21 protein-coding genes, 1 tRNA gene and 1 pseudogene are annotated in these 23,704 nt (G+C 70.0%); 7 read left to right on the plus strand and 16 right to left on the minus strand.

Annotation, left to right across the window (positions count from 1 at the left end; translation table 11 throughout):
- Positions 1 to 41: 41 nt before the first annotated feature.
- Entirely contained in the window at positions 42 to 908 is an 867-nt protein-coding gene (locus CKY28_RS00325; protein WP_095996357.1) for a hypothetical protein, read from the minus strand.
- Positions 909 to 1,003: 95 nt separating this feature from the next.
- Between CKY28_RS00325 and CKY28_RS00330 the strand changes: the two genes are divergently transcribed.
- On the plus strand, positions 1,004 to 2,305 hold the full coding sequence (locus CKY28_RS00330) for an SLC13 family permease (protein WP_095996358.1): 1,302 nt from the start codon (positions 1,004 to 1,006) through the stop codon (positions 2,303 to 2,305).
- A gap of 7 nt (positions 2,306 to 2,312) precedes the next feature.
- Positions 2,313 to 2,699, plus strand: coding sequence for a DUF202 domain-containing protein (locus CKY28_RS00335; protein WP_095996359.1), 387 nt, complete (start codon positions 2,313 to 2,315; stop codon positions 2,697 to 2,699).
- 2 nt (positions 2,700 to 2,701) lie between these two features.
- On the opposite strand, the gene CKY28_RS00340 is transcribed toward CKY28_RS00335, so the two are convergent.
- The 8 genes and pseudogenes from CKY28_RS00340 to CKY28_RS00375 form a co-directional block, all read right to left on the minus strand.
- Complete coding sequence (locus tag CKY28_RS00340; RefSeq protein WP_095996360.1) at positions 2,702 to 2,935, minus strand: hypothetical protein; 234 nt, start codon at positions 2,933 to 2,935, stop codon at positions 2,702 to 2,704.
- A 116-nt stretch (positions 2,936 to 3,051) separates the two neighbouring features.
- Positions 3,052 to 3,285, minus strand: a complete 234-nt coding sequence (locus CKY28_RS00345; RefSeq protein WP_095996361.1) for a hypothetical protein — start codon at positions 3,283 to 3,285, stop codon at positions 3,052 to 3,054.
- A 194-nt stretch (positions 3,286 to 3,479) separates the two neighbouring features.
- On the minus strand, positions 3,480 to 4,133 hold the full coding sequence (gene yihA / locus CKY28_RS00350) for a ribosome biogenesis GTP-binding protein YihA/YsxC (protein WP_095996362.1): 654 nt from the start codon (positions 4,131 to 4,133) through the stop codon (positions 3,480 to 3,482).
- A complete protein-coding gene (yidC, locus tag CKY28_RS00355) occupies positions 4,130 to 5,836 on the minus strand; it encodes a membrane protein insertase YidC (RefSeq protein ID WP_095996363.1) in 1,707 nt (568 codons plus the stop codon). The genes yihA and yidC overlap by 4 nt, the downstream gene beginning before the upstream one ends.
- 7 nt (positions 5,837 to 5,843) lie before the next feature.
- Positions 5,844 to 6,053, minus strand: coding sequence for a membrane protein insertion efficiency factor YidD (gene yidD / locus CKY28_RS00360; protein WP_095996364.1), 210 nt, complete (start codon positions 6,051 to 6,053; stop codon positions 5,844 to 5,846).
- Positions 6,050 to 6,373: pseudogene (gene rnpA, locus CKY28_RS00365) on the minus strand (ribonuclease P protein component); the annotation flags it as partial. The gene yidD and the pseudogene rnpA, both read right to left, overlap by 4 nt.
- Before the next feature lie 11 nt (positions 6,374 to 6,384).
- The gene (gene rpmH, locus CKY28_RS00370) at positions 6,385 to 6,519 is read right to left on the minus strand and encodes a 50S ribosomal protein L34 (protein WP_028056723.1); all 135 of its coding nucleotides are present in this window, start codon (positions 6,517 to 6,519) and stop codon (positions 6,385 to 6,387) included.
- A gap of 85 nt (positions 6,520 to 6,604) precedes the next feature.
- Entirely contained in the window at positions 6,605 to 6,889 is a 285-nt protein-coding gene (locus CKY28_RS00375; RefSeq protein ID WP_176472900.1) for a PGPGW domain-containing protein, read from the minus strand.
- A 139-nt stretch (positions 6,890 to 7,028) separates the two neighbouring features.
- Here CKY28_RS00375 and CKY28_RS18450 point away from each other — a divergent pair, with 139 nt between their 5' ends.
- The 3 genes from CKY28_RS18450 to CKY28_RS00385 all read left to right on the plus strand — a co-directional run bounded on the left by CKY28_RS18450 (position 7,029) and on the right by CKY28_RS00385 (position 9,409).
- Positions 7,029 to 7,202 carry a hypothetical protein gene (locus CKY28_RS18450; protein WP_176472901.1) on the plus strand — a complete coding sequence of 58 codons (174 nt, stop codon included), beginning with the start codon at positions 7,029 to 7,031 and terminating at the stop codon, positions 7,200 to 7,202.
- A gap of 62 nt (positions 7,203 to 7,264) precedes the next feature.
- Positions 7,265 to 8,773 (plus strand): YifB family Mg chelatase-like AAA ATPase, encoded by a 1,509-nt coding sequence (locus tag CKY28_RS00380; protein ID WP_095996366.1) that lies wholly within the window; start codon positions 7,265 to 7,267, stop codon positions 8,771 to 8,773.
- Positions 8,774 to 8,875: 102 nt separating this feature from the next.
- Positions 8,876 to 9,409, plus strand: a complete 534-nt coding sequence (locus CKY28_RS00385) for a DUF805 domain-containing protein (protein WP_095996862.1) — start codon at positions 8,876 to 8,878, stop codon at positions 9,407 to 9,409.
- A gap of 1 nt (position 9,410) precedes the next feature.
- Here the strand turns inward: CKY28_RS00385 and CKY28_RS00390 are convergent, their stop codons facing one another.
- Positions 9,411 to 10,427 carry a sensor histidine kinase gene (locus tag CKY28_RS00390; RefSeq protein ID WP_095996367.1) on the minus strand — a complete coding sequence of 339 codons (1,017 nt, stop codon included), beginning with the start codon at positions 10,425 to 10,427 and terminating at the stop codon, positions 9,411 to 9,413.
- A 147-nt stretch (positions 10,428 to 10,574) separates the two neighbouring features.
- On the opposite strand from CKY28_RS00390, the gene CKY28_RS00395 reads away from it, so the two are divergent.
- A tRNA-Leu gene (locus tag CKY28_RS00395) sits at positions 10,575 to 10,659 on the plus strand.
- Between the two features lie 4 nt (positions 10,660 to 10,663).
- Here the strand turns inward: CKY28_RS00395 and CKY28_RS00400 are convergent.
- Positions 10,664 to 11,506, minus strand: a complete 843-nt coding sequence (locus tag CKY28_RS00400; RefSeq protein WP_095996368.1) for an SDR family oxidoreductase — start codon at positions 11,504 to 11,506, stop codon at positions 10,664 to 10,666.
- Between the two features lie 68 nt (positions 11,507 to 11,574).
- Positions 11,575 to 15,066, minus strand: a complete 3,492-nt coding sequence (locus CKY28_RS00405) for a GAF domain-containing protein (RefSeq protein WP_095996369.1) — start codon at positions 15,064 to 15,066, stop codon at positions 11,575 to 11,577.
- Between the two features lie 138 nt (positions 15,067 to 15,204).
- Between CKY28_RS00405 and CKY28_RS00410 the strand changes: the two genes are divergently transcribed.
- Positions 15,205 to 16,476 (plus strand): MFS transporter, encoded by a 1,272-nt coding sequence (locus CKY28_RS00410; RefSeq protein WP_095996370.1) that lies wholly within the window; start codon positions 15,205 to 15,207, stop codon positions 16,474 to 16,476.
- 156 nt (positions 16,477 to 16,632) lie between these two features.
- Here the strand turns inward: CKY28_RS00410 and CKY28_RS00415 are convergent, their stop codons facing one another.
- Genes CKY28_RS00415 through CKY28_RS00430 form a run of 4 tightly spaced genes read right to left on the minus strand, consistent with a single transcriptional unit; the run spans position 16,633 to position 23,652 of the window.
- Complete coding sequence (locus CKY28_RS00415; RefSeq protein ID WP_095996371.1) at positions 16,633 to 18,702, minus strand: glycoside hydrolase family 97 protein; 2,070 nt, start codon at positions 18,700 to 18,702, stop codon at positions 16,633 to 16,635.
- A complete protein-coding gene (locus CKY28_RS00420; RefSeq protein WP_095996863.1) occupies positions 18,702 to 20,324 on the minus strand; it encodes an alpha-amylase family glycosyl hydrolase in 1,623 nt (540 codons plus the stop codon). The genes CKY28_RS00415 and CKY28_RS00420 overlap by 1 nt, the downstream gene beginning before the upstream one ends.
- Entirely contained in the window at positions 20,321 to 22,144 is a 1,824-nt protein-coding gene (locus CKY28_RS00425; protein ID WP_095996864.1) for an alpha-amylase family glycosyl hydrolase, read from the minus strand. Before CKY28_RS00425 ends, CKY28_RS00420 begins: the two co-directional genes overlap by 4 nt.
- Positions 22,141 to 23,652, minus strand: coding sequence for a tryptophan halogenase family protein (locus tag CKY28_RS00430; RefSeq protein ID WP_095996372.1), 1,512 nt, complete (start codon positions 23,650 to 23,652; stop codon positions 22,141 to 22,143). Before CKY28_RS00430 ends, CKY28_RS00425 begins: the two co-directional genes overlap by 4 nt.
- Positions 23,653 to 23,704 lie beyond the last annotated feature (52 nt).

The raw sequence follows: 23,704 nt of genomic DNA on the forward strand, positions 1-23,704 counted from the left end.
AGCCGTGCGCGTAAAGAAGCGGTGCACGCGGCGGCGCGGCGTCAGCCGCCGGGCGTCCCGCTCCGCGACACGTCCCAGGTGGCCAGCGTCGCGCCGGTGGTCGGGTTCTCGATCGCGACCTCGGCGAAGGAGACGGAGACGAGGCAGGTCGGGCGGCGTTCGGGGCCGCCGACGGCGCGGCAGACGATCGGGCCGTCGCCGGGCGCGGGGGTGACGCGGCCGGTGAGGCGCAGACGCAGCCCCTGGGCGAGGCTTAACGCGTCGGGCGCGACGCGCTCGGTCGCCTCGAACGCCTCGCCGCGGCTGCGGCCCAGGCGAGAGCCGCCGACGGTGTGAAACTGCGCGACGGCCAGCGTCTGCTCGTCGGGCGCGCCGCCCGCGCCGAGCGTCGGGTTCGACGGACAGGCGTCGCTCACCGTCCAGGGCCGCGGGATCCAGAAGCCTTCGACGGTCTCCACCTGCTCGACGGACCGGAGCGGGACCCACGCGCTGGGCTCCCAGAGGACGGGCTGGGCGCGGACGCGCAGGGTTTCCGCGGCTTCGTCGTAGCGCCAGCCGAGCGGCGCGTTCAGCACCGCCGACGGTCCCGCGCAGCCGAACGCCATGCTGAGCTCGAACCGACGGCCCGCCAGTTCGGCGACTTGCGCCGGCGCGGGCCCGCCGGACGCGAAGGCGTCGGCCGCGAGCCGGGCAGCCTCGAGCAGCGCCGCGCGGTCGAGCGCCGTCCGGACGACGGGGGTGGGCGAGGGGGTCGGCGTCGGAACGGGGAGGGGCGCGGGGGTGGCGACCGGTGCGGGCTCGGGCGCGGCGGCGCGGCCGAGCAGGAAACCCGCCGCCAGCAGGCCCAGCGACGCCGCGACGCCGCCCGCGAGCGCGAGGCGGCTGGTTCTGCGGCTTGGCTCCACCATGCCCCGCTGATAGCAGATCGGGGCTGGACCTCCACCCCGGAGGTTTGACCGGGAGCATCCGCCATCGGCCCGTCCGCCCCACGAGACCGGCGCGCGTGAGCGTCGACCAGATCATCACGCTCGCGGTGCTCGTCGCGGTCGTCGCCGCGCTGATCTGGGATCGGGTGCGCGCGGACGTGGTGGCGCTGGCGGGTGCGGCGGTGCTGCTGATCACGGGCGTGGTGCGGCCGGTCGAGGTGCAGGGCGCCTTCGCCAGCCCCGCGATCATCGCGCTCGCGAGCCTGTTCGTCATCGCTTACGCGCTCGAGCTGTCGGGGCTGCTCGACCGGGTGATCGCGGCCGGGGTGGCGCTGTGCCGGCGGATCGGGGCGGCGGGCATCTGGCTGCTGATCGGCATATCGGGCGCGCTGTCCGCGTTCCTCAATAACACGCCGATCGTGGTGCTGGGCGCGCCGGTGGTGCGCGATGTGGCGAACACGCTGAAGCTGCCGCCCAAGCGTTACCTGATGCCGCTGAGCTATATGGCGGTGCTGGGCGGGTGCTGCACGCTGATCGGCACGTCGACCAACCTGCTCGTCAACGACATGGCGCGCGTGTCGGGGCAGCCGCAGTTCGGGCTGTTCGAAATCACGCCGGTCGGCGTCACCGTCGCGCTAGCGGGTGCGGCGTACCTGTTCCTGTTCAGCGGCAAGCTGATGGGGGGCGAGGACGGGCGAAAGCCGGTCGCGGACGTGCCCGCCGAGTCGGACGTGTCGGACGCGCATGTCGGCGCGGCCGAGCTGTTCGCCGAGCCGCGCCCGTTCCAACCGGCGCGCGCCTTTACCGCGCTGGCGGTGTTCGTCGGCGTGATCGCCGCGGCGGCGCTGGACGTGGTGCCGATCGCGGCAGCGGCGTTCGCGGGCGCGGTGCTGCTGATCCTGTTGCGCGTGATCAGCGCCGACGAGGCCTATGGCGGACTGCGGCCCGAGATACTGATCCTGATCGCGGGCATGGTGGTGGTCGGCATCGCCATGGAGGAGAGCGGCTTGGCGGCCGACGCGACGCGCGCTTTGATCGGCACGATGGACGGGGTGGGGCCGCTGACCGCGCTGATCGTGCTCTACGGCGCGACGCTGGTGCTCACCGAGCTCCTGTCCAACGCGACGGTGGCGGTGCTGGTGACGCCCGTCGCCGTGGCGCTCGCCGAGAGCCTGGGGGTGAGCCCGCGGCCGTTCCTGGTCGCGGTGATGATGGCGGGCAGCGCCGCGTTCGCGACGCCGTTCGGCTATCAGACGAACGTGATCGTGTTCCAGATGGGCGGGTACGGCTATACCGACTTCGTGCGCGTCGGGCTGCCGCTCAACCTCCTGACCATGGCGGCGGCGGTGGTTGCGATCCGGCTGTTCTTTCCGTTCTGAGGGGTAAGTGGCGGACGATCATCCTAGGGGCGAGAAGCGGACCGAGCTGGCGGACGACCGGACTTCGCTCGCGAGCGACCGGACGATGCTGGCGAGCGAGCGGACGCTGGCCGCGTGGTGGCGCACGGTGATCGCGTCGCTGGCGGCGGCGATCGCGCTGGTGAAGATCTACGAGGAGGTGGAGCCCGCTTGGGCTGTGCGCGCGGCGGCGACGGTGCCGGTCGCGCTGGCGCTGGTGATCCTGTTCGTGGCGGCGCGGCGCTACACGAGGACGGCCAAGCGCATCGAAAGCGAATGCGTCGAGCGTGTGCCGCGCGCCGAGCTGTGGGTCGGCACGGCGCTCCTGTTCCTGCTCTGCCTCGCCGCCGGATGGGCGGTCTGGACGCTGCGGTAGGATCAGCCGAGAGCCGGGTAGGCGAGGCGGAGGCGCGACAGCGGGACCAGCGTCTCGTTCCGGTAGGTGACGGGTTCGCGGATCCAGGCGGTCTCGCCTTCGATCGCGACGATCTCGTAGATGGCGCCGCGGTTGGTGCCGATCTGCACCAGGCTGCCACGCTCCTTGGGGCTGTTGCAGCCGGTGGCGAAGCGGTGGTCCGGGCAGAGGACGTCGGCGTAGCCGGTCATGTGCATGGTTTTCCCCTCCTGTGCGGAGACGATGCGCGGGAAGAGTTAAGGGGTGGTTAGGGCGTCGGAACGTGACCCCGAAAGCGCGCGAGCGCGGCGACGGCGCGTCCGCGCGGCCCGGGTCACGCGGCCAGCGGTTCGGCCAGCCGCAACCGATGGAGAGGCACCAGCGCTTCGTTCCGGAACGTACGCGGCTCGCGAACCCATGCGGTTCCGCCTTCCACCGCGACGACTTCATAGACCGGGCCCGTGTTGCTGCCGATCCGCACCAGCGTGCCCCGCTCCTTCAGGGCCTCGCACCCCGTGCTGAACCCGAAATCCGGGCACAGCACGTCCGCATAGCTACTCTTACTCATGTTCACATCCCCCCCGGGACATCCGGGCCATCAACGAACGTCCCTGGTTAGCAAGGGGATGATGAAGGCCCGTTGAACGTGAAGCTGCTCCGGCGTCACAAAATCGTCAAGAGTCGACGCGCGCGGTTCGTCGCAGAATGGCCGGGTCGGTTATAAATCGTTTGCGGGTGTGGCGCGGCGGACTCACCTCCGGGTCAGCCGATCGCCTCCAGCACGGCCGCGCGCAGCTCGGCGATGCCCATGCCGCCTTCTGACGACGTCGCGATCACCTCCGGGTGCGCGGCGGGACGGCGGCGCGCCTCCTGCTCCGTGCCGCGGCGGACCGCGTCGAGATCGGTCGCCTTGACCTTGTCGGCCTTGGTGAGGACGAGCCGGTAGCTGACGGCGGCGCGGTCGAGCATGTCGAGGATCTCGCGGTCGACGTCCTTCACGCCGTGGCGCGCGTCGATCAGCACCAGCGCGCGCTTCAGGACCGCGCGGCCGCGCAGGAAGTCGTTGACGAGGTAGCGCCATTTCTTGACGACCTGCGGCGGGGCTTTCGCGAAGCCGTAGCCGGGCATGTCGACGAGCCGCAGGCGAGGCGGCTCGCCCACGTCGAAGAAGTTGAGCTCCTGCGTGCGGCCGGGCGTGTTGGACGTGCGCGCCAGGCCGTTCCTGTTCGCGAGCGCGTTCAGGAGCGACGACTTGCCGACGTTGGAGCGGCCGGCGAAGGCGATCTCCGGTGCGTCGGCCGGCGGCAGGAACTCTAGCGACGGCGCGGAGCGGAGGAAGCCGACCGGGCCGGCGAAGAGCTTCCGCGCGGCCTCGATCAGCTCCTCCCGATCCTCGGAAGGAGCCTCGTCGGTCACTTCGCCGGCGCTCCCACCATCTCGGGGTGCCGCGCGTACAGGATGCGCTGCTGCAGGATGCCGAGCAGGTTGGACGTGATCCAGTAGATCTGCAGCCCCACCGCGAACGGCGCCATGACGAACATCAAGACCCAGGGCATAATCTTGAACACCTGCTGCTGCGTCTCGTCCATCGGCTGCGGGTTGAGCTTGAACTGGAAGTACATGGAGACGCCGAGCAGGATCGGGATGATGCCGATGCCGATATACGCGGGCGGCGTGAAGTCGAGCAGGCCGAACAGGTTGACCGGCGTCAGCGGGTCGGGCGCGGACAGATCCTTGATCCAGCCGACGAAGGGCTGGTGACGCATCTCGATCGCGAGCATCAACACCTTGTATAGCGCGTAGAAAATCGGGATCTGGAGGAGCGTCGGCAGGCAGCCGGCGAGCGGATTGACCTTCTCTGTGCGGTAGAGGGCCATGACCTCCTGCTGCATCTTGACCTTGTCGTCCTTGTAGCGGTCCTGCAGCGCCTTCATCTTGGGCTGAAGGCGGCGCATCGCGGCGGCGGACTGGAACTGGCGCTGCGCTATGGGGAAGACGAGCAGGCGGAAGGTGACGGTCAGGAGGATGATCGCCACGCCGAAATTGCCGACGAGGCGGAACAGCCAGTCGAGATAGTAGAAGATCGGCTTCTCGATGATCTCGAACCAGCCCCAATCGATGGCTTGGTTCAGCATGGTCGCGCCTTCGCGATCCGTGTACCGGTCCAGCAGCCTGACCTCTTTCGCCCCGGCAAAGAAATGGCTCGTTTGCGTCAGAGCCGCTCCAGGGGCGAGGCTCTGAGGGGCGGCGGTGAAGTCGGCCTGGAAAGCGTTGTTGGGACCCGGACGGAACTGACCGTCGAACGGGCGCCTCTGATCGGGGAGCAGCGCAGCGAGCCAGTACAGGTCGGAGTAGCCCAGCCACCCGCCGGTCGTGGTGAAACGCTCCGGGCCATCTTCGCGCAGATCGTCGTAGTTGGGCGCGTAGCGCGCGTTGCCGTTACGCACCGACATCGGACCGACGTGGATGGTCATCGTGTCGTTGTTGACCTGCGGCGCCTGGCGGTTGACGAGGCCGAAGCTGGAGACGGACACGGGCCGCGGGCCGCGGTTGAGCACCGTCTGGCGGACGGTGAACATGTACGCGTCGTCGACCGCGAGCTGGATCAGGTACTGCTGGCCGTTTCCGCCGGGCGCGGTGAGCGTGACGGGCCGGCCGGGCGCCAGCACCGGCGACGACGCCGTCCAGCGCGCGTCGAGCGCGGGGGGGCTGAGGCCCTGGCCGCGCCACGTCCAGGCGGCGAAGTAGCTGTCGCGCGTGCCCGCGGGCGAGAGCAGGCGGATGGGCGGCGCGTCGCGCGTGATGTTCTCGCGGTGACGGACGAGCACCAGGTCGTCGATGCGCGCGCCTTGAAGATTGACGGAGCCGCGCAGGGTGGGCGTCTCGATGCGGACGCGCGGCGTCTCGCGCAGCACCTGAGCGCGGTCGCGGATCGCGGCGGGGGCGTCGGCGGTGGGATCGGCCTGAGGCTGGGGCAGGGGGACGGATTTGCCGTCCTCGATCTTGGTCACCGGCGGACGCGCGGTCGGGAAGAAATATTCCTGCACGAGCGGCCAGCCGAACAGGATCAGTCCTGCTATCACCGCGAACAGGACGAAATTGCGACGGTCTTCGGTCACTCGAGCCTCATGGAACCGGGTCGGGGCCGTAACCGCCCCAAGGATGGCAGCGCGCGATGCGCTTCAGCGCGAGCCAGCCCCCTTTGAGCGCGCCATAGCGGCGGAGCGCGGTGATTGCATAGGCCGAACAGCTGGGCTGGTAGCGGCAGGTGGGCGGCAGGACGGCGGAGGGGCCGACCTGCCAGGCGCGGGCGAGGAGGATGAGGAGGCGGGTCACGTCGGCTTTTTCTGGCGGGCCTTCGCGAGCGCCTTGGACAACTCCGTCCGCAGCTGCGCGAAATCCCGCTCGATCCCGCCCTCGCGGCCGATCAGGACGTGGTCCGCGCCGGGCAGGCCCTCGACCGGCAAGAGCTCGCGGGCGAGCGCGCGGAGGCGGCGCTTCATGCGGTTGCGGACGACCGCGTTGCCGATCTTCTTGGTGACGGTGTAGCCGACCCGCATCTCCGACGAGTCGTCGCCGCGCGGGCGCACCAGGAGCACGAAGCCCGGCATGGGCGCCCGCCGACCGGCGTTCGCCGCCAGGAAATCCCGGCGGCGGCTAAGGACGGTTAGGCGCTGAGCTTCTTGCGGCCGCGGGCGCGGCGGGCGCGGATCACCGCCCGGCCGCCCACCGTCGCCATGCGCGCGCGGAAGCCGTGCCGGCGGGCGCGCACCAGGTTGCTCGGCTGAAAGGTCCGCTTCATCGTTCATCCTCGAGGTACTGCTGAATGGAAAAGGGCCGCCACGGGGACGGCCTCTTGGGCGGCGCGCATAGGGCGGAACCGCCCGTTAGTCAATCTGGACGGCCTCTCTCGCCCGCGCGATTCGGCGGAGCGCGGAGCGGCGGCGCATGGCGCGGTCGAGCAGCGCGCCCGTGCGGGGATAGCGGCGCTTCTGGCGGGCGAAGATGCGCCTGGCCTTGGCCGAGCTGCGCAGCGTCAGCACCAGACCGCCGGAAAAGACCATGATACCGCCGGGGCCGGGCAGAGGCACGGCGAGCGGCGACGCGCCCATCAGGAACAATCCCAGCGTGAGCTGCCCTGTACGGGCCGTGGGGCGGGAGAACAGGGCCATGTCGGATATAGATGGGCCGACGTGGCGGCGGGCGCAACCGCGACGCATCGATCCGCTCCGCTTGATCCTGATCAATGCGGGTGTGGATGTGAAGAATTATAGCTTGGGAGCAATTAGTTAGAGAGGTCTGGGGGACGCAGTGCAGAGCGGGGAAGCGGAAATCCGCGCCGCCTTCGAGGACGGGCGGGTCATCGGCACTTTCGAGGTGGGCAGCGCCGCCGACTGCCCGTACGACTACCAGTGCGAGCCCGAGCTGCGCGCCGCTTGGTTCGAAGGTTTCAGCGAAGCGCGCCGGAGCCGCCGAGCGGCCTAGACGATCGATACGCTATCGAATCGGCCCGGAGCCGCTATGGTACGCCTCGGGGGAGGGCTTGCATGGCGGCGATCGTGTCCACGGTGGCGTATCTCGGGCTGGAGGCGCGATCGGTCGAGGTGCAGGTGCAGCTCATTCCCGGGCTGCCCGCGTTCAACGTCGTGGGACTCGGCGACAAGGCGGTGGGCGAGAGCCGCGAGCGCGTGCGCGGTGCGATCGCCGCCATGGGCCTGGCGCTGCCGCCCAAGCGCATCGCGGTGAACCTGAGCCCCGCGGACCTGCCCAAGGAGGGCTCGCATTTCGACCTGCCGATCGCGCTGGCGCTGCTGGGCGCGATGGGCGTGGTCGATGTGGAGAGCTTGAGCGAGTATTTCGTCGTCGGCGAGCTCGGGCTCGACGGGCGGATCGCGCCCAGTCCTGGCGTGCTGCTCGCGGCCATGCACGCAGGCGGCGAAGGCAAGGGCCTCGTCTGCCCCGCCGCGCAAGGGCCCGAGGCGGCCTGGGCGGGATTGGCCGAGGTGCTCGCCGCGCCCGACCTCCTGAGCCTGATCAACCACTTCAAGGGTCACGGCCTGCTCGGGCGGCCGGAGCCGGGCGAGGTGGAGGAGCCGGGCCACGGCCCCGACCTGCGCCAAGTGCGCGGCCAGGAGACCGCCAAACGCGCGCTGGAGATCGCGGCGGCGGGCGGGCACAATCTGTTGATGGTGGGGCCGCCGGGCGCGGGCAAGTCGCTGATGGCGTCGTGCCTGCCCGGCATCCTGCCGCCGCTCGACCCGTCGGAGGCGCTGGAAGTGTCGATGGTGCAGTCGGTCGCGGGCACGCTAACGGGCGGACGGCTGACGCGGACGCGGCCTTTCCGGAACCCGCACCACTCGGCGTCCATGGCGGCGCTGACGGGCGGCGGCCTGCGCGTGAAGCCGGGCGAGGTGAGCCTCGCGCATCTGGGCGTGCTGTTCCTCGACGAGCTGCCCGAGTTCAACCGCTCGGTGCTCGACTCCTTACGGCAACCGCTGGAGAGCGGCACGGTCAGTGTCGCGCGCGCCAACGCGCACGTGACCTACCCGGCGCGCGTCCAGCTCGTGGCGGCGATGAACCCGTGCCGCTGCGGGCATCTGGGCGACGCCAGCCTCGCCTGCGCTCGCGCGCCGCGCTGCGCGGCGGACTATCAGGCGAAGGTGTCGGGCCCGCTGCTCGACCGCATCGACCTCCATGTCGAGGTGCAAGCGGTCAGCGCCGCCGACCTGGTGCTGCCCCCGCCCAGCGAGGGATCGAAGGAGGTCGCCGCGCGCGTCGCCGCCGCGCGCGGGGTGCAGACGGCGCGCTTCCGCGACGAGGCGGCGCGCACCAACGCGGAGGCCGACGGGCCGGTGCTCGAAGCGGTCGCCACGCCCGACGAGCCGGGCCGCAGGCTGCTCACCCAGGCGGCCGAGGCGATGCGCCTATCCGCGCGCGGCTACACCCGCGTGCTCCGCGTCGCGCGCACGATCGCCGACCTGGCGGGCGCTGAGCAGGTCGGCCGCATCCACGTCGCCGAGGCGCTGAGCTACCGTCGTCAGCCGCCGCGGAACTGAAGCGGCCGCTCCGTCAGGGGACAACGGACCGGCTTGCGCGCGAGCCAGCATCGGCGCACGCTTGGGTCGGGCAACGAGAAAGGGGACGACGCAGTGCAGTGGATGATCCTGCCGTACAGGCGCTACGCCGAGTTCTCCGGGCGATCGCGGCGCAAGGAGTACTGGATGTTTCTGCTGTTCACCATCATCGTGAACATCGCGCTCACTGCCACACAGGGCGTGCTCGGGCTGTCGCTGGGCGGCGGTGATGGAGTGGGAGCGCTCGCAGCGATCGGGGGCATAGGCCTGTTATCGTTGATCTTCGGGCTCGGATCGCTGATCCCCAGCATCGCTGTGGCGATGCGCCGACTCCATGATACGAACCGCAGCGGCTGGTGGCTTCTCGCGCCCGTCCTGCCATACATCCTGGGCGTTCTCGTCATGGTGGGCGGGCTATTCGGTGCCGCGAGCGGCGCGGGCGCGAACAGCGCCGCGGCGGGTGCAGGAGCGGGTCTGATCCTGACGAGCATCGGCCTCATCCTCGGCCTGGTGTTGCTGGTGTTCTTCTGCATCGAAGGCACGCGTGGGCCAAACCGCTTCGGTCCCGACCCCAAGGACCCGTCCGGCACGGCGGACCTGAACGAGGTGTTCCGCTAACTCACGCAAGATCGGCCGTCGCGTGACGCCGAAACTCGAGCGTCGCGCGCGTACCGGGCGGGCCCGACCATTTCAGCGCGCCGCCGAGTTGCTGCGCCAGCGCGCGCAGCAGGCGTGAGCCGGTGCCCGCCGGCCCCGCTTCCGCAGGGTCGGCCCGCCCGATCCCGTCATCGGCGACCTCCAGGAACAGGCAGTCGTCCCGCCGCTCCAGGCGCACGGCCACCGTTCCGGCACGGTCGTCGGGAAAGGCGTATTTGAGCGCGTTCTGCACCAGCTCGTTGACGATCAGGCCGACGTTCACCGCCTCCGTCGGGTCGAGCTCGACCGGGTCGGCGTAGACGCGCAGCGCGATCGGGCGCAGGCCGACCAGCGTCGCGCGCAGGTCGCCGCACAGGTCCGATAGGAAGCGGTCGGCCGGGACCGCGGTGGCGTCGTCGCGCAGCTGGAGCTGGTCGTAGACCCGGCCCAGCATGCCGAGCCGCCACGCCGCCTGGTCGAGCGCCGCCTTGGCCTCGTCGAGCGTTCCGGCGCGCCGCGCCGCGATGTCCAGCACGCCGACGACCGATTGCAGGTGGTTCTTGATGCGGTGGTTTATGTCGGCGAGCAGCAGCGCCTTTTGGACGTCGGCCGATTGCAGCGCCTGGCTCTTCCGTTCCAGCTCCTCCACCGTATGGCGCAGCGCTTCGATGACCGCCGCCACGAGCAGGCCCGACAGCGTGAAGGCCGCCAGCGCGACGAGCTGGTCGAGATCGGCGATCTCGAAGCTCCCGCGCGGGGTCACGAAGAAGTAGAGCGCGAGCCCGGCGGAGAGGAACGTCGCGACGAAGCCCGAGCCGCGGTCGAACACGAACGACGTGACGATGACGCCGGGGATGAACCACAGGTAAGGGACCGTCTGCACGCCGGTCGCCAGTCGCAGACCGAACTCGATGAACACGACGGCCGCGCTGAGCAGCCATCGCGCCCAGATCGGCAGGCCGCGCAACGGCTTGAAGCGGCGGATGGCGTCGACGAACATGGGCCGGTGGTGGGCGATCCGATCGGGCGGGACCGCTTCTAGGGAGGGCGAGCGGCCTCGCCGGGTCCTTGGGGCCGCCGCGGACCGGTCGTCAAGCCACTGGACGCGTCCGCCCGCGCTGTGGCAAGGGCCTGACCCGCGACGCGTGCGGGCGTGGTGAAATTGGTAGACGCGCCGGACTCAAAATCCGGTTCCGCAAGGAGTGTCGGTTCGAGCCCGACCGCCCGCACCAACCCCTACAGGATCGGAGCGCCCCCGGTGACCGCGTAGCGGCCGCCGCTCATGTAGCTGCCCTCGTCGGACGCCAGCAGGACGTAGATCCCAGCCAGCTCGCGCGGCTGGCCGGGGCGGCCGAGCGGCGTGCTCTTGCCGAACTCCGCCACGTCCTCGGGCGGCATGGTGGACGGGATCAGCGGCGTCCAGACGGGGCCGGGAGCCACCGAATTCACGCGTATCCCGCGGTCGCCCAGCATCTGCGCCAGCCCCGCCGAAAAATTCGCGATCGCACCCTTGGTGGTCGCGTAGGCGAGGAGCGTCGGCTTGGGGCTGTCCGAGTTTACCGAGCTGGTGTTAATGATAACCGACCCGGGCTTCATGTGCGGCACCGCCGCCTTGCAGGTGTGGAACATGGCGGTGATGTTCACCTGGAACGTCAGGTCCCACTCCTCGTCCGGGATCTCCTCGATCGACTGGAAGCTCATCTGATGGGCGGCGTTGTTGACCAGGATGTCGAGCTTGCCGAACTCCTGCAGCGCGCGATCGACGATCGAGCGGCAATAAGCGGGGTCGGCGAGGTCGCCGGAGAAGAGCACGCAACGACGGCCGGCCTCCTCGACCAGGCGCTTGGTCTCGTCGGCGTCCTCCTGCTCCTCCGGCAGATAGCTGATGAGCAGGTCCGCGCCTTCGCGGGCGTAGGCGATGGCGACCGCGCGGCCGATGCCGCTGTCGCCGCCGGTGATCACCGCCGCCTTGCCCGTCAGCTTGCCGCATCCCTTGTAGCTCGCCTCGCCATGGTCGGCCTTGGGCGTCATCTCTTGTTCGAAGCCGGGAACGGGCTGGCTCTGCGGGGGCTGGGACATGGCGTTTCTCCGGATTAGGCCGCCGGAGAACCGCCGTTAACGCTTCCTGTTCCGGGCGCTAACCTCGATCAGCCCACCGGCGCGTCGAGCACGTCACGGACCTTGGCGGCGAGCTCCTCCACGGTGAAGGGCTTGCCGATCAGCTCGACGCCCGGATCGAGCGCGCCGTCCCTCGATATGGCGTCGCGGGCGTAGCCGGTGGTGAAGAGCACGCGCAGGTCGGGGCGGCGGCGGCGCGCTTCCTCGGCCAACTTGGCACCATTCACCTCCGGCATGACGACGTCGGTGAAAAGTAGAGAGACGTCCGGGTGTGCATCGAGTTGGCGCAGCGCCGCGGCCGCGCCGTCCGCCTCCAGCACGCGATAGCCCAGCTCCGTCAGCGCATCGGTCGAGAATTGCCGCACGGCGGGCTCGTCCTCGACGACGAGCACGACGTCCCGGGCGGCGCTCAGCGCGAGGCCGGGTGCGTCGGCCTCGGCGCCCGCGCCGTCCTCCACGCCCTGATAGCGGGGCAGCCGGATTTCGATGCTGGCGCCACGCCCCGGCTCCGAGCCGATCTCGATCCGGCCGCCCGACTGCTGCACGAAGCCGTAGACCTGGCTCAAGCCCAGGCCGGTTCCCTTGCCGACCTCCTTGGTCGTGAAGAACGGATCGAACGCCTTGGCGATCACGTGCGGAGGCATGCCGACGCCCGTGTCGCTCACGGTGATCACCACCTGATCGTCACCGTCGTTGCGTGTCGCGATCGTCAGGCGCCCGCCGTCAGGCATCGCGTCGCGCGCGTTGACGGCCAAGTTGAGGATCGCGTTCTCCAGCTGGTTCGGGTCGGCATGGATGCGCCAGAGTCCGGGCTGGAGATCGGCCTCCAGCTGAATGTCCGGGCCGACCGAGTGGCGGAGCAGGTCGGACATGCCCGCCACCAGCTTGTTCGCGTCGATCGGCTCCGGCCTGAGCGGTTGCTGGCGCGCGAAGGCGAGCAGGCGCTGGGTGAGCTGCGCGGCGCGGCGCGCACCGTCGGACGCGGCCTCCAGGTAGCGGCGCGCGCGGGGATCGTCGGCGCCGATCCGGCGGCCGAGCAGGTCGAGCGAGCCGACCACGACGGCCAGCATGTTGTTGAAGTCGTGCGCGATGCCGCCGGTGAGCTGGCCGACCGCCTCCATCTTCTGGCTTTGGCGGAGCGCGTCGTGCGCCTGCTCGAGTTCCAGCGTGCGCTCGGCAACGCGCGTTTCCAACGTCTCGTTCGCCTGCTGCACCTGTTGGAACAGCCGCGCATTGTCGATCGCGATCGCGGCCTGTGCGGCGACGCCGACCATCAGGCGCTCGTGCCGCTCGGTGAAGCGGCCGGGTTCGGGATGGCCGAAGAGGAGCCCGCCCAGCACCTCGCCGCCGCGCGACACGACGGGCACGCCCAGATAGCTACGCACGGGCAGGTGGCCCTTGGGCATGCCGCGATGCGGCTCGAATTGACCGTAGCGCGGATCGGCGAGGATATCGTCGGAGCGGACCACGCCCTCGTTGCGGAAGGTGGGGCCGAACACGCCGGTCGCCCGGACGCGGCCGAGCTTCTCGAAGTCGGACCGCTCCGCGCCGGACAGGGTAAAGAGGTAAAGCTGCTCGCCCGTCTCATCGAGGATGTTGTGGAAATAGGCGCCGAACTTCGCGCCCGTCAGCTCGACGCCGGCGTCGGTGACCATCTGGACCAGCCGTTCGAGGTCGAGCTCGCCCGCGAGCGCGCGGCCGACGCGGTTCAGCGTCTCGAGCGTGCGCGTCTCCTCGAGCAGCGCGGCTTCGGCTTGCGCGCGCTCGACCGCGTCCCAGGTGCGCTCGGCGACAGCCTGGATCAGCTCCACCTCGGCGTCCGACCAGCGGCGCGGCTCGGCCGCGTGGACGTTGAGCGTGGCGCGGAGCTTGCCCGCGCGGATCAGCGGCACCACGACCATCGCGCGCACGCCGAGCTCGCGCCACGCCGCCGTCGCGCGCGGGTCGCCGCGCTCGTCCGTGTCCACGTCGTCTATCACGGCGGTGCGCCCCGCGCGCGCCTCCGCCAGCAGCACAGGGTCGGCGACGTCGAACGGCGCGACCACGCCGGCCAGGCTCGTCACCTCCGGGCCGCTGGTCCAATCGCGTGGAACGCGCGTGACCCGCTGATCCATGTCGATCTCGCCAAAGGCGATGCGGGCGACGCCCAGTTGTCGGCCGAGGAGCTCCGTCGAGGTCGCGACGGCGGCGATCGGGTCGGGCGCGCCGCGGAGCCGATCGGAAAGGTCGAGCAGGAAGCGCTCGCGGTCCTCCGACGAGCGGCGCTGATCCTGTGCGACCTTGCGGTCGTGGATGTCGCGGGTGCTGCCGTACCACTTGACGATGCGGCCCTGATCGTCGCGGCGCGGGAAAGCGCGCGAGTGCATCCAGCGATAGGTGCCGTCGAGCATCTTGACGCGATGCTCGATGTCATAGGGCTCGCCGGTGGCGACGGAGCGGGCCCAGACATCGAAGGTGCGCTGGCGGTCGTCGAGGTGGAGGCCTTGCGCCCAGCTATCGCCGAGGCCGGTCGTGCCCGTCCACTCGAACCAGCGCCGGTTGACGCGGTCGAGTTGACCGTCGGGCGCCGAGGTCCAGCTCGTCTGCGGGTCGAGCTCGATCGCGTGGCGGTAATGGTCTTCGCTCTCGCGCAACGCTTCTTGTGCGCGGTGAGCGTCGGTGACGTCGAAACCCTGAACCAGGATGCCGGACACGTCGCCGCGGACGTCGCGTATGGGCTCGAAGACGAAGCTGTGGAAATGCTCGGTCGGTTCGTCGCTGTCGGGCGAGCGGAATCGCGCGGAGGCGGCGTCGGCGGTGTAGCGCTCGCCGGTCCGGTACACTTGGTCGAGCAGCGTGAAGAAGCCCTGGCCGCGCACGTCCGGGAACGCTTCGCGGATCGGCTTGCCGACCCAGTCCTGGCTTCCGAAGATACGGCGATGGGCGGCGTTGACGAACTCGACGCGATGCTCGGGCCCGCTCAGCGCGATCATGAAGCCGGGCGCCTGCTCGAACATCTCGACGAAGCGGCGGCCTTCGGAGGCGACGCGGCGCTCGGCGAGGACGCGCCCCGTCGTTTCGTGGCACGAGCAGAACATGCCCGCGACCGCGCCCGCGTCGTCGCGGAGCGGCGAATAGGAGAATGTGAACCAGGTCAGCTCGTCCCGGCCGTGCCGGTTTATGGTGAGCGGCAGGTCCTCGTAGTAGGACGCCTCGCCGGCGAGCGCCTTGTCGATGATGGGCGAGATGTCGGGCCAGATCTCCGCCCAGATCTCGTCGAACCGCCGCCCGAGCGCGTCGGGGTGCTTGTCGCCCATCAGCTCGGAGTAGACATCGTTGTAAAGGAAGCCGAGCTCCGGCCCCCAGGCGATGAACATCGCGAACTTGGACTCGAGCATGAGCGCGACGCCGGCGCGCAGCGACTGGGGCCAAGTATCGGGCGGGCCGAGCGGGGAGCGCGACCAGTCGTGCGTGCGCATCAGCGCCCCCATCTCGCCGCCGTCGGCGGGAAAGGCGGACGGTTGAACGTCGGCGTCGGTCATCGTTGAACGACCTCCGCCCGGAACACGCGAACTCGACCCATCGCCGCCATTCTAGGTCAAGCCGCCGCCGACGCAACGGCGGATCGTTCCACCGGCGCGGCGGGCACGCTAGGGTGCTCGAACAGGAGAGGGGATCGGATGAGCGTTGACAGGGGGCGGCTACGCTCGATCGTGGGCGGATCGGCGGGCAATCTGGTCGAGTGGTACGACTGGTACGTCTATTCGGCGTTCACGCTGTACTTCGCGCCGGTGATCTTTCCGGAGGCGAGCCGGACGGCGCAGCTGTTGCAGGCGGCGGCGATCTTCGCGGTCGGGTTCCTGATGCGGCCGATCGGGGCCTGGGCGATGGGCGTCTACTCCGACCGACATGGCAGGAAAGCGGGCCTGACGTTGTCTGTCACACTGATGTGCGTCGGCTCGCTCATCATCGCGGTGACGCCGACCTACGCCGCGGCGGGCGCGGCGGCGCCGGCGATGCTGGTGCTGGCGCGGATGCTACAGGGCCTGAGCGTCGGCGGCGAATATGGGGCTAGCGCGACCTATTTGTCCGAAATGGCGGGGCGGGAGCGGCGCGGTTACTACGCCAGCTGGCAATATGTGACGCTGATCGGCGGGCAGCTGACCGCGTTGGGCGTGCTCTTGGTGCTGCAGGCGGTCCTGTCGGAGGCGGAGCTGGAGGCGTGGGGTTGGCGCATCCCGTTCGCGATCGGCGGGCTGCTGGCGGTCGTGGTGTTCCGCATCCGGCGGGGGCTGCTGGAGACGGAGTCGTTCCGGAACGTGGAGGGCGAGCGGCGTTCAGGCGGCTTACGCCTGTTCCGCGAGCATCCGCGCGAGGCCTGGACGGTGATGGCGCTGACGGCGGGCGGCACCTTGGCGTTCTACGCCTACACCACGTACATGCAGAAGTTCCTGGTCAACACGAGCGGCTTCGACCGCGAGACGGCGAGCAGGGTCATGACGGCGGCGCTCGCGCTGTTCGCGGTCGCGCAGCCGGTCGCGGGCGCGCTGTCGGATCGGGTCGGCCGAAAGCCGCTGCTGGTCGGGTTCGGAGTCATAGGGCTGGTCGGTACCGTGCCGTTGTTCCTGGCGCTGGAGCGGGTGACGAATCCGTGGGTAGCATTCGCGCTGATCGCGGCGGCGCTGGTGGTGCTGTCGGGGTACACGTCGATCAGCGGGGTGCTGAAGGCGGAGATGTTCCCGGCGCACATCAGGACGCTGGGCGTGGCGCTGCCTTACGCGATCTCGAACACGATCTTCGCGGGAACGGCGGAGTTCGTGGCGCTGTGGCTGAAGGAGCAGGGCGTGGAGCGCTGGTTCTACGGCTACGCCACCGCGATGATCGCGGTGTCGCTGGTGGTGTATCTGAGGATGCCGGATCCAAAGCGGTTCAGCCGGATCGTGGAGGATTGAACTCCTACCCCTCTCCCGTCGGGAGAGGGGCAAGCCGCGAAGCGGCGCGGGGTGAGGGTGACGTGCACGACGCCAGCCGGTCACCCTCATCCTCACCCTTCCGCCGTGCTTCGCACGGCTCCCTCCCTCTCCCGGCGGGAGAGGGACTGGAAGAAGTTACTGCCGTCCCGCCCTGAACATCACCGCATAGCCGCCGCCCGGCGCCATCGGGATCTCTAGGCGGTCGCCCTTGCGCACCGTGCGCTTCTCGATCGCGATGTTGTGGCGCGCGGCGGTGCGGTAGTCCGCGCCTTCGCCGTCGCGGTAGATTTCGGCGGTGTAGGTGCGGCCCTCGTCGAGGAAGTCGAGCGTGACGGGCGCGGTGCGGGGCTGCTCGTCACCGACCGCGCCGAGGAACCAGTTGTCCGAATTGCGATCCTTGCGCGCGATCGTGACATAGTCGCCGACCTCGCCGTTCAGCACGCGCGTGTCCTGCCAGTCGACGACGACGTCGCGGATGAACTTAAAGGCTTGCGGGTATTTCGCGTAGTTCTCCGGCGTGTCGGCGGCCATCTGCACGGGCGAGTAGAGCACGACATAGAGCGCCAGCTGCTTGGCGATGGTGGACAGGATGTCGCTGTCGCCAGAACCCTTGAGGCTGAGCACGCCCGGCGTGAAGTCCATCGGGCCTTCGAGCATGCGGGTGAAGACGAGGTTCGCCTCGTGCTCGGGCGGGTTCTTGCCCGGCCAGGCGTTGTACTCCATCCCGCGCGAGCCCTCGCGCGCCATCCAGTTCGGGTAAGTGCGGCGGAGACCCGTGTCCTTGATCGGTTCGTGCGCGTCAATCGACACCTTGTACTTGGCCGCGGCCTCGAGAACGCGGATGTGGTGGTTCGACATCCACTGGCCCTCGTGCCACTCGCGCTTGACGGTGCCGTCGGGCATGCGGCGCTCGAGCTGGCCGGCATCGGCGACATAGCCCGTCTTGACGACGCGCTCGCCATGGTCGGCGGCGAACTTGAACGCGCTGTCGAACTGGTCCTCGTAGTGGCTGACGGCGCCGCCGGTCTCGTGATGGCCGATCAGGTTGACGCCGCGGCGCTTGGCGTAGGCGGCGAGCGCGTCGGCGTCGAAGTCCTCGGTCGGGCGGTCGAAATCCATGTCGTTGCCGTTGCCGAACCACTCGCCGTCCCAGCCGACGTTCCAGCCCTCGACCAGCACGCCGGGGATGCGGTTCTTGGCGGCGAAGTCGATGTAGCGGCGGACATTGGCGTTGGTGGCGCCGTGCTTGGGCCCGCGAGCCCAGGTCCAGTCGCCCTTGATCATGTTCCACCACACGCCGACGAACTTGCCGGGCTTCACCCAGCTGACGTCGCCCAATTTGTTGGGCTCGTTGAGGTTAAGCATGAGGTGGCTGTGGTACAGGCCGGGCGCGTCGTTCGCGATGATGAGCGTGCGCCATGGCGTGTTGAACGGGCCGGCCTTCACGACCTTGGGCTCGCCCGCGCCGGGGGTGAGCTGCGCCTTGAAGCCGTTGGCGTTCTCGTTCCGAAGCAGCGCCATGGAGGAATAGTCGACCAGCGCGGCCTCGTGGACGGCGACGTGCATGCCGTCCTCCAGCTTCACCGTCATCGGCGTGGCGGCGGTGCCGACCGCGTTAATCGGCGTGCGGTTGTAGAGATACTCCTCGCGGTTCCAGAGGAAGGCGGGCTTCCAGAACGCCTCGCCGCCGGACGCGAAGTTGAACTCGGTCAGCTCCTCGGCGATGTTGGCTTGTCTCAGGTTCGGCTGCTCCGGGAACTCGTAGCGGAAGCCGACGCCGTCGTCCTGCACGCGGAACACCACGTCCATGACGCGGCCCAGCGCGCTGGTTTCCATCAGGCGGACGCGCAGCTCGTTGTGGTTCGAGCGGATGGTGCGCCACTCGCCCCAGGGCTGCTCCCAAGTCTCGTCGCGCGAGGTGCGGGTCGCGTCCGCGATCCGGAGGCCGCGCTCGATCTTGCGCGCGTCGGTGAACAGGAAACCGAGGCGCGAGGGGTTCACGACGGTCTTGCCGCCGCGGGCGACGCTGTAGAGCGCGCGGCCGTCGCCGTCCGTGGTGAGCGACACGGTGATCGCGCCGTTGGGCGAGGCGACGGTCTCGACGCGCGGACCGGGGGCTTGCGCGCCTTGCGCGACGGTGGGGGTCGCGTCCTGCGCGACGGCGGCGGAGGCGAGGAGGCCGGAGAGGGCGAGGAGATGTTTCATCAAGCGATCCTTTGCGCGACGAGCGCGCCGTACGGAGGGAAACGCCAGTCGGCGACGCCGTTCACGGCCTCCACCGCGCGCCAGCGGGCGGGCTGGGCGGGAGCCCAGGCGGCTGGCTCGGCGGACAGGTTGAAGGCGCAGAGCATCGTCTGGTGATCGGCGACGCGCTCGACGACGAGCATCGTGTCGGTCGCCTCGACGACGTGGAGGTCGCCCCATAGCAGCGCCGCATGGGCGTGGCGGAGCGCGACGAGGCGGCGGGTGAGGTGGAGGAGCGAGCGCGGGTCGGCTTCCTGCCGGTCGACCGCGAGGCCCGGGTGGTCGGGGCCGACGGGGAGCCAGGGTTCGGCGTCGGAGAAGCCGAGCTGGGGCCGGTCGCTCGCCCAAGGCATCGGCGTGCGCGCGCCGTCGCGCGACAGGGTGAGCGGCCAGTTGGCGATCGCCTCCGGGTCCTGCAAGCGCTCATAGGGCACGTCGACCTGGGTCAGGCCCAGCTCCTCGCCATAGTAGAGGAAGACGTTGCCGCGCAGGCACATGAGCAGCAGCATCTTGGCGCGGGCGAAGGCGTCGCGGTGCTCGGGCTCGATCCAGCGCGAGACGGCGCGCGGCGCGTCGTGGTTCTCGAACGCCCAGCTCGGCCAGCCCACCCCCTCCGTCGCGGGCCAGGCGCCGATCGCGTCGGCGACGGTTCCCGGCGTGAGCGCGGGCGCGTAGAGGAAGTCGAAGCCGTAGGCGCTGTTCAGTCGGCTCTGGCCCGCGGTGTAGAGCTGCATCTCGGCCAACGCGTTGTCGCCGCCGACCTCCGCCACGGTGAAGCGGTCGCCGTAGCCGTCGAGGAGCGCGCGCAGGTGCTCCAGGAAGCGCGGGATGTCGTCGTGGCTCTGGTTGTGGATCTTGAGCTGGAAGTCGAAGGGGCGCGTGCGGACCTTGCCCGTGTCGGGCGCGGGCGGGTTGTCGGTCAGCGCCGGGTCGTGCATCGCGAAGTTGAGCGCGTCGAGGCGGAAGCCGTCGACGCCGCGGTCGAGCCAGAACTTCGCGGTGTCCAGCAGCTCCTGCTGCACGGCCGGGTGATGGACGTGGAGCTGCGGCTGCTCCTTCAGAAAGTTGTGCAGGTAGTATTGCCCGCGCCGCGCGTCCCAGGTCCAGGCGGGGCCGCCGAAGACGGACTGCCAGTTGTTGGGCGGGCTGCCGTCGGGCTTGGCGTCGGCCCAGACATACCAGTCGGCATACGGGTTGTCGCGGCTTCGGCGGCTCTCCTGAAACCAGCGATGCTCGTCGGAGGTGTGGCTGTATACCTGGTCGATGATCACCCGCAGCCCGAGCTGGTGCGCACGGGCGACGAGGGCGTCGAAGTCGGCGAGCGTGCCGAAGATCGGGTCGACGTCGCGATAGTCGGCGACATCGTAGCCGAAGTCCTTCATCGGCGAGGTGAAAAAGGGCGATAGCCAGATCGCGTCCACGCCCAAGGACGCGACGTAATCGAGATGCGCGGTGATGCCGGGCAGGTCGCCTACGCCGTCGCCGTTCGAGTCGGCGAAGGAGCGCGGGTAGATCTGGTAGGTGACCGCCCCTTTCCACCAGGGGTGGGCGGAAGCGGCCGCGGTGTCGGGGGCGGTGCTCATCGCGCGGCGCACACGGCGTAGCCGAAGGCGGGGAGGGTCAGCTGGACCGAGCCGGGCGCGCTCGCCTGCGCGGCGCAGGGGCCGGCGAGCGCGTCGAACGCGGCCGAGCGGACCTCGACTTCGACGGGCGTGGTGATCGGCTGGTTCGACGTGTTGAACGCCAGCAGCACCTCGCGGTTGGTGGTCGGGTCGAAGCGCGATACGGCGAGCAGGCCGGGCTTGTCGCCATAGGCGCGCATGACCTGGCGGCCGCGGGTGAGGGCGGGGGTGCCCAGCCGCACGCGCGCGAGACGGGCGATCTCGGCATAGACGGGGTGCTGCTGGTCGAAATTGGCCTGCGCCGTCGTGGCGGCGGTGCCGATCAGCTTATTGTCGTTGTAGATGGCGACGCGGCTCGGGAACATGTCCTCGCGCGCGTCCTGGTCGCCGCCGTCGCCCGTGAAGCCCTGCTCGTCGCCCGAGTAGATGGTCGGCACGCCCCGTAGCGTCAGCAGCATGGCGTGGCCGAGCAGGTCGCGGGCGAGCAGCTCCTGGTCGCTCGCGCTCGGGTTCGCTCGGCGAAGGAAATAGCCGATGCGGCCGGCGTCATGGTTGCCGAGGAAGGTGGGAAGCCTGCGCGCGGTCTCCTCGCCGCCCTTGTAGAGCTGGTCGCCGCGGAAGATGCGAAAGGCGTCGCTGGTCGGCTTGCCTTCCGCGACGATGCCGCCGACGCCGACCTGGAAGGCGAAGTCGAGCACGGTCGGCAGGTCGTCGTTCCACGTGTGCCAAGCGAGGCGGCCGGGGTCGATGTCGCCCATCGCGACCTCGCCGAAGATGTGGAAGTTGGGAATGCCGCGGAGCTTCGCGCGCTGGCGCATGGCGGGCACGAACTCGCGCCAGAACTCCGGATTGACATGCTGGGCGGTGTCGATGCGGAAGCCGTCGACGCCGTACTTGTCGATCCAGTCGCCGAAGATCTCGATCATGCCGCGTATGACGCGCGGGTCCTCCGTCATCAGATCGTCGAGGCCGGAGAAGTCGCCCATGGTCGAGCTCTCGCCCGCGAAGGTCGAGTTGCCGCGATTGTGGTAGAGCGTGAGATCGTTGAGCCAGGCGGGCGTCTTCGAGTTGCGCTCGGCCGCGGAGACGTAGGGCGTGTAGGCGTAGTTGGGGTCGGTCAGGCGCGCGAAGTTTTCGCTCGTCTGGACGTCGTCGCCCAGGAAGCCCCCGTTGATCGGCCGGCCGGCGAGGCCGCCGCGGCGCTGATACGGATAAGCGGCGCGGCCGCGATACTCGCAGGGCGTGCCGACGCCACACTCGCGCAGCTGGATCACGTCGGCGGTGTGGTTGGCGATGATGTCCATATAGACCTTCATGCCCCGCGCATGCGCCGCGTCGACAAAGGCCTTCATGTCGGCCTCGGTGCCCAGATGCGGGTCGACGGTGGTGAAGTCGGTGATCCAGTAGCCGTGATAGCCGGCGGACTCCTGGCCCTTCGGGCCCTGGACGGGCTTGTTCTTGAAGATCGGGCCCAGCCAGATCGCGGTCGCGCCGAGGCCGCGGATATAGTCGAGCCGCGCGGTCAGCCCCTTGAGGTCGCCGCCGTGGAAGAAGCCCTTGTGCGTCGGGTCGAACCCGGTCTGGAGCCGACCTCCGCGCAGGCCGCCGCGGTCGTTCGACGGGTCGCCGTTCTCGAAGCGGTCAGGAAGGACGAAGTAGATCACCTCGTCCTCGGGCAGGCGGTCGCGATAGTCGGTGACACCCGCGGGCGGGGCTGTCTGCGCCAGGGCGGGCGCGGCGAGGCCGAGGGCGAGCAGGGGGAGGGCGAGATGCTTGATCATGCGGCGGCTTTCCGAGGGGCCGCGCAATGGGCGGCGATGAAGGCTTGGTGGGCGGGCATACGGGCTGCGACCTGCGCGGCGTGCGCGCGGGCGAGCGAGAGGAGCTGGTCGAGCTGGTCGGCCGGGAGCGCGTCGGCGAGCGGGTGATGCCCTTGCGGGACCACGCCCTGACCGAGCAGGACCTGGATCCAGGCGGGCTCCTTGAACAGATCGTGCTCGCGGGCCGTCACGCGGCCCGTCTGGCGGAACAGCTCCATGCGGTGACGGAGCGTGTCGGGGATCGCGAGGGCGCGGCGCTCGGCCCAGAAGGGTTCGGGCCGGGCATTGGCGTGATAGTGGAGGACGAGGAAGTCGCGGATCGCGGTCCACTCGCGCTCGGTCTGGGCGTTGTACTCGTCCACGTCCGCGGGCGAGACGGGATCGGTCGGGAACAGCTCGAGCAGGCGGGCGATGCCGGACTGGATGAGATGGATGCTGGTCGACTCGAGCGGCTCGAGGAAACCGGCGGCGAGGCCTAGCGCGACGCAGTTGCCGACCCAGGCGCGGCGGCGGCGGCCGGTGACGAAGCGCAACGGCTTAGGCTCGGCGAGCGGGGCGCCGTCGAGGTTGGCGAGCAGGATCTCGGCCGCGCGGTCGTCGGACAGGTGCGCGGAGCTGTAGACCAGGCCGTTGCCCGTGCGGTGCTGGAGCGGGATGCGCCACTGCCACCCGGCCTCGCGCGCGGTGGCGCGGGTGTAGGGCGTGAGCGGGCCGGCGGCGGCGCTGGGTACGGCGAGCGCGCGGTCGCAGGGAAGGAGGCGACGCCAGTCGTCGTAACCCGCCTGAAGCGCGTCCTCGATCAGCAGGCCGCGAAAGCCCGTGCAGTCGACGAAGAAATCGCCGGCTAGCCGCTCGCCGCCCTGGAGCGTGACGGCCTCGATGTGGCCGGTTTCGCCGTGAAGCGAAACATGGGCGACCTCGCCCTCGGTGCGCTCGACGCCGCGCGCCTCGGCGTAGCGGCGGAGATAGGCGGCGTAGAGGCCGGCGTCGAAGTGGAAGGCCCAGGCGACGCCGCTCGGCAGCTCGGGACGGCCTAAGTCACGTGCAAAGGCGTTGCGCGACGCGGCAAGCGCGGTGGGGGAGTAGTCCCAGTAGCGAGACGCGCCGCCCGCCTGCGCGTGGCGGAGCCAGTAGTGGTGGAACGGCACGAGCCCCAGCCCGCGACCGATCGTGCCGAAGGCGTGGATGTAGCGCGAGCCCCGGCCCGACCAGTCGATGAACTCGATGCCGAGTTTGAACGAGCCCTGTGTCTCGCGGACGAACTCGTCCTCGTCGATGCCGAGGCCGGCGTTGAACAGGCGGATCTGCGGGATCGTCGCTTCGCCGACGCCGACGGCGCCGATCCGGTCCGACTCGAGCAAGCGGATGCGCGTGGTCGGCGGCGAGAAGCGCCTGAGCGCCGCCGCCGCCATCCAGCCCGCGGTGCCGCCGCCGACGATCACGATCGTCCGGCCGGTGGTGTCCACCATCCGCCTCCGACGCTAGAAGATGCCGCCCGCGACGTGGAACATCGCGGGCGAC

The sequence above is a fragment of the Sphingomonas lenta genome (assembly GCF_002288825.1).
In the GTDB taxonomy this organism is placed as follows: Bacteria; Pseudomonadota; Alphaproteobacteria; order Sphingomonadales; family Sphingomonadaceae; genus Sphingomonas; species Sphingomonas lenta.

Bases quoted from the DNA above. Each gene is read 5' to 3' on its own strand.
- CKY28_RS00430 (WP_095996372.1), bottom strand. From the start codon at position 23,652: ATGGTGGACACCACCGGCCGGACGATCGTGATCGTCGGCGGCGGCACC.
- rpmH (WP_028056723.1), bottom strand. From the start codon at position 6,519: ATGAAGCGGACCTTTCAGCCGAGCAACCTGGTGCGCGCCCGCCGGCAC.
- CKY28_RS00415 (WP_095996371.1), bottom strand. From the start codon at position 18,702: ATGAAACATCTCCTCGCCCTCTCCGGCCTCCTCGCCTCCGCCGCCGTC.
- CKY28_RS00345 (WP_095996361.1), bottom strand. From the start codon at position 3,285: ATGAGTAAGAGTAGCTATGCGGACGTGCTGTGCCCGGATTTCGGGTTC.
- CKY28_RS00325 (WP_095996357.1), bottom strand. From the start codon at position 908: ATGGTGGAGCCAAGCCGCAGAACCAGCCGCCTCGCGCTCGCGGGCGGC.
- CKY28_RS00410 (WP_095996370.1), top strand. From the start codon at position 15,205: ATGAGCGTTGACAGGGGGCGGCTACGCTCGATCGTGGGCGGATCGGCG.
- CKY28_RS00390 (WP_095996367.1), bottom strand. From the start codon at position 10,427: ATGTTCGTCGACGCCATCCGCCGCTTCAAGCCGTTGCGCGGCCTGCCG.
- CKY28_RS00340 (WP_095996360.1), bottom strand. From the start codon at position 2,935: ATGCACATGACCGGCTACGCCGACGTCCTCTGCCCGGACCACCGCTTC.
- CKY28_RS00405 (WP_095996369.1), bottom strand. From the start codon at position 15,066: ATGACCGACGCCGACGTTCAACCGTCCGCCTTTCCCGCCGACGGCGGC.
- CKY28_RS00400 (WP_095996368.1), bottom strand. From the start codon at position 11,506: ATGTCCCAGCCCCCGCAGAGCCAGCCCGTTCCCGGCTTCGAACAAGAG.
- CKY28_RS00425 (WP_095996864.1), bottom strand. From the start codon at position 22,144: ATGATCAAGCATCTCGCCCTCCCCCTGCTCGCCCTCGGCCTCGCCGCG.
- CKY28_RS00385 (WP_095996862.1), top strand. From the start codon at position 8,876: ATGATCCTGCCGTACAGGCGCTACGCCGAGTTCTCCGGGCGATCGCGG.
- CKY28_RS00380 (WP_095996366.1), top strand. From the start codon at position 7,265: ATGGCGGCGATCGTGTCCACGGTGGCGTATCTCGGGCTGGAGGCGCGA.
- CKY28_RS00375 (WP_176472900.1), bottom strand. From the start codon at position 6,889: ATGGCCCTGTTCTCCCGCCCCACGGCCCGTACAGGGCAGCTCACGCTG.
- CKY28_RS00420 (WP_095996863.1), bottom strand. From the start codon at position 20,324: ATGAGCACCGCCCCCGACACCGCGGCCGCTTCCGCCCACCCCTGGTGG.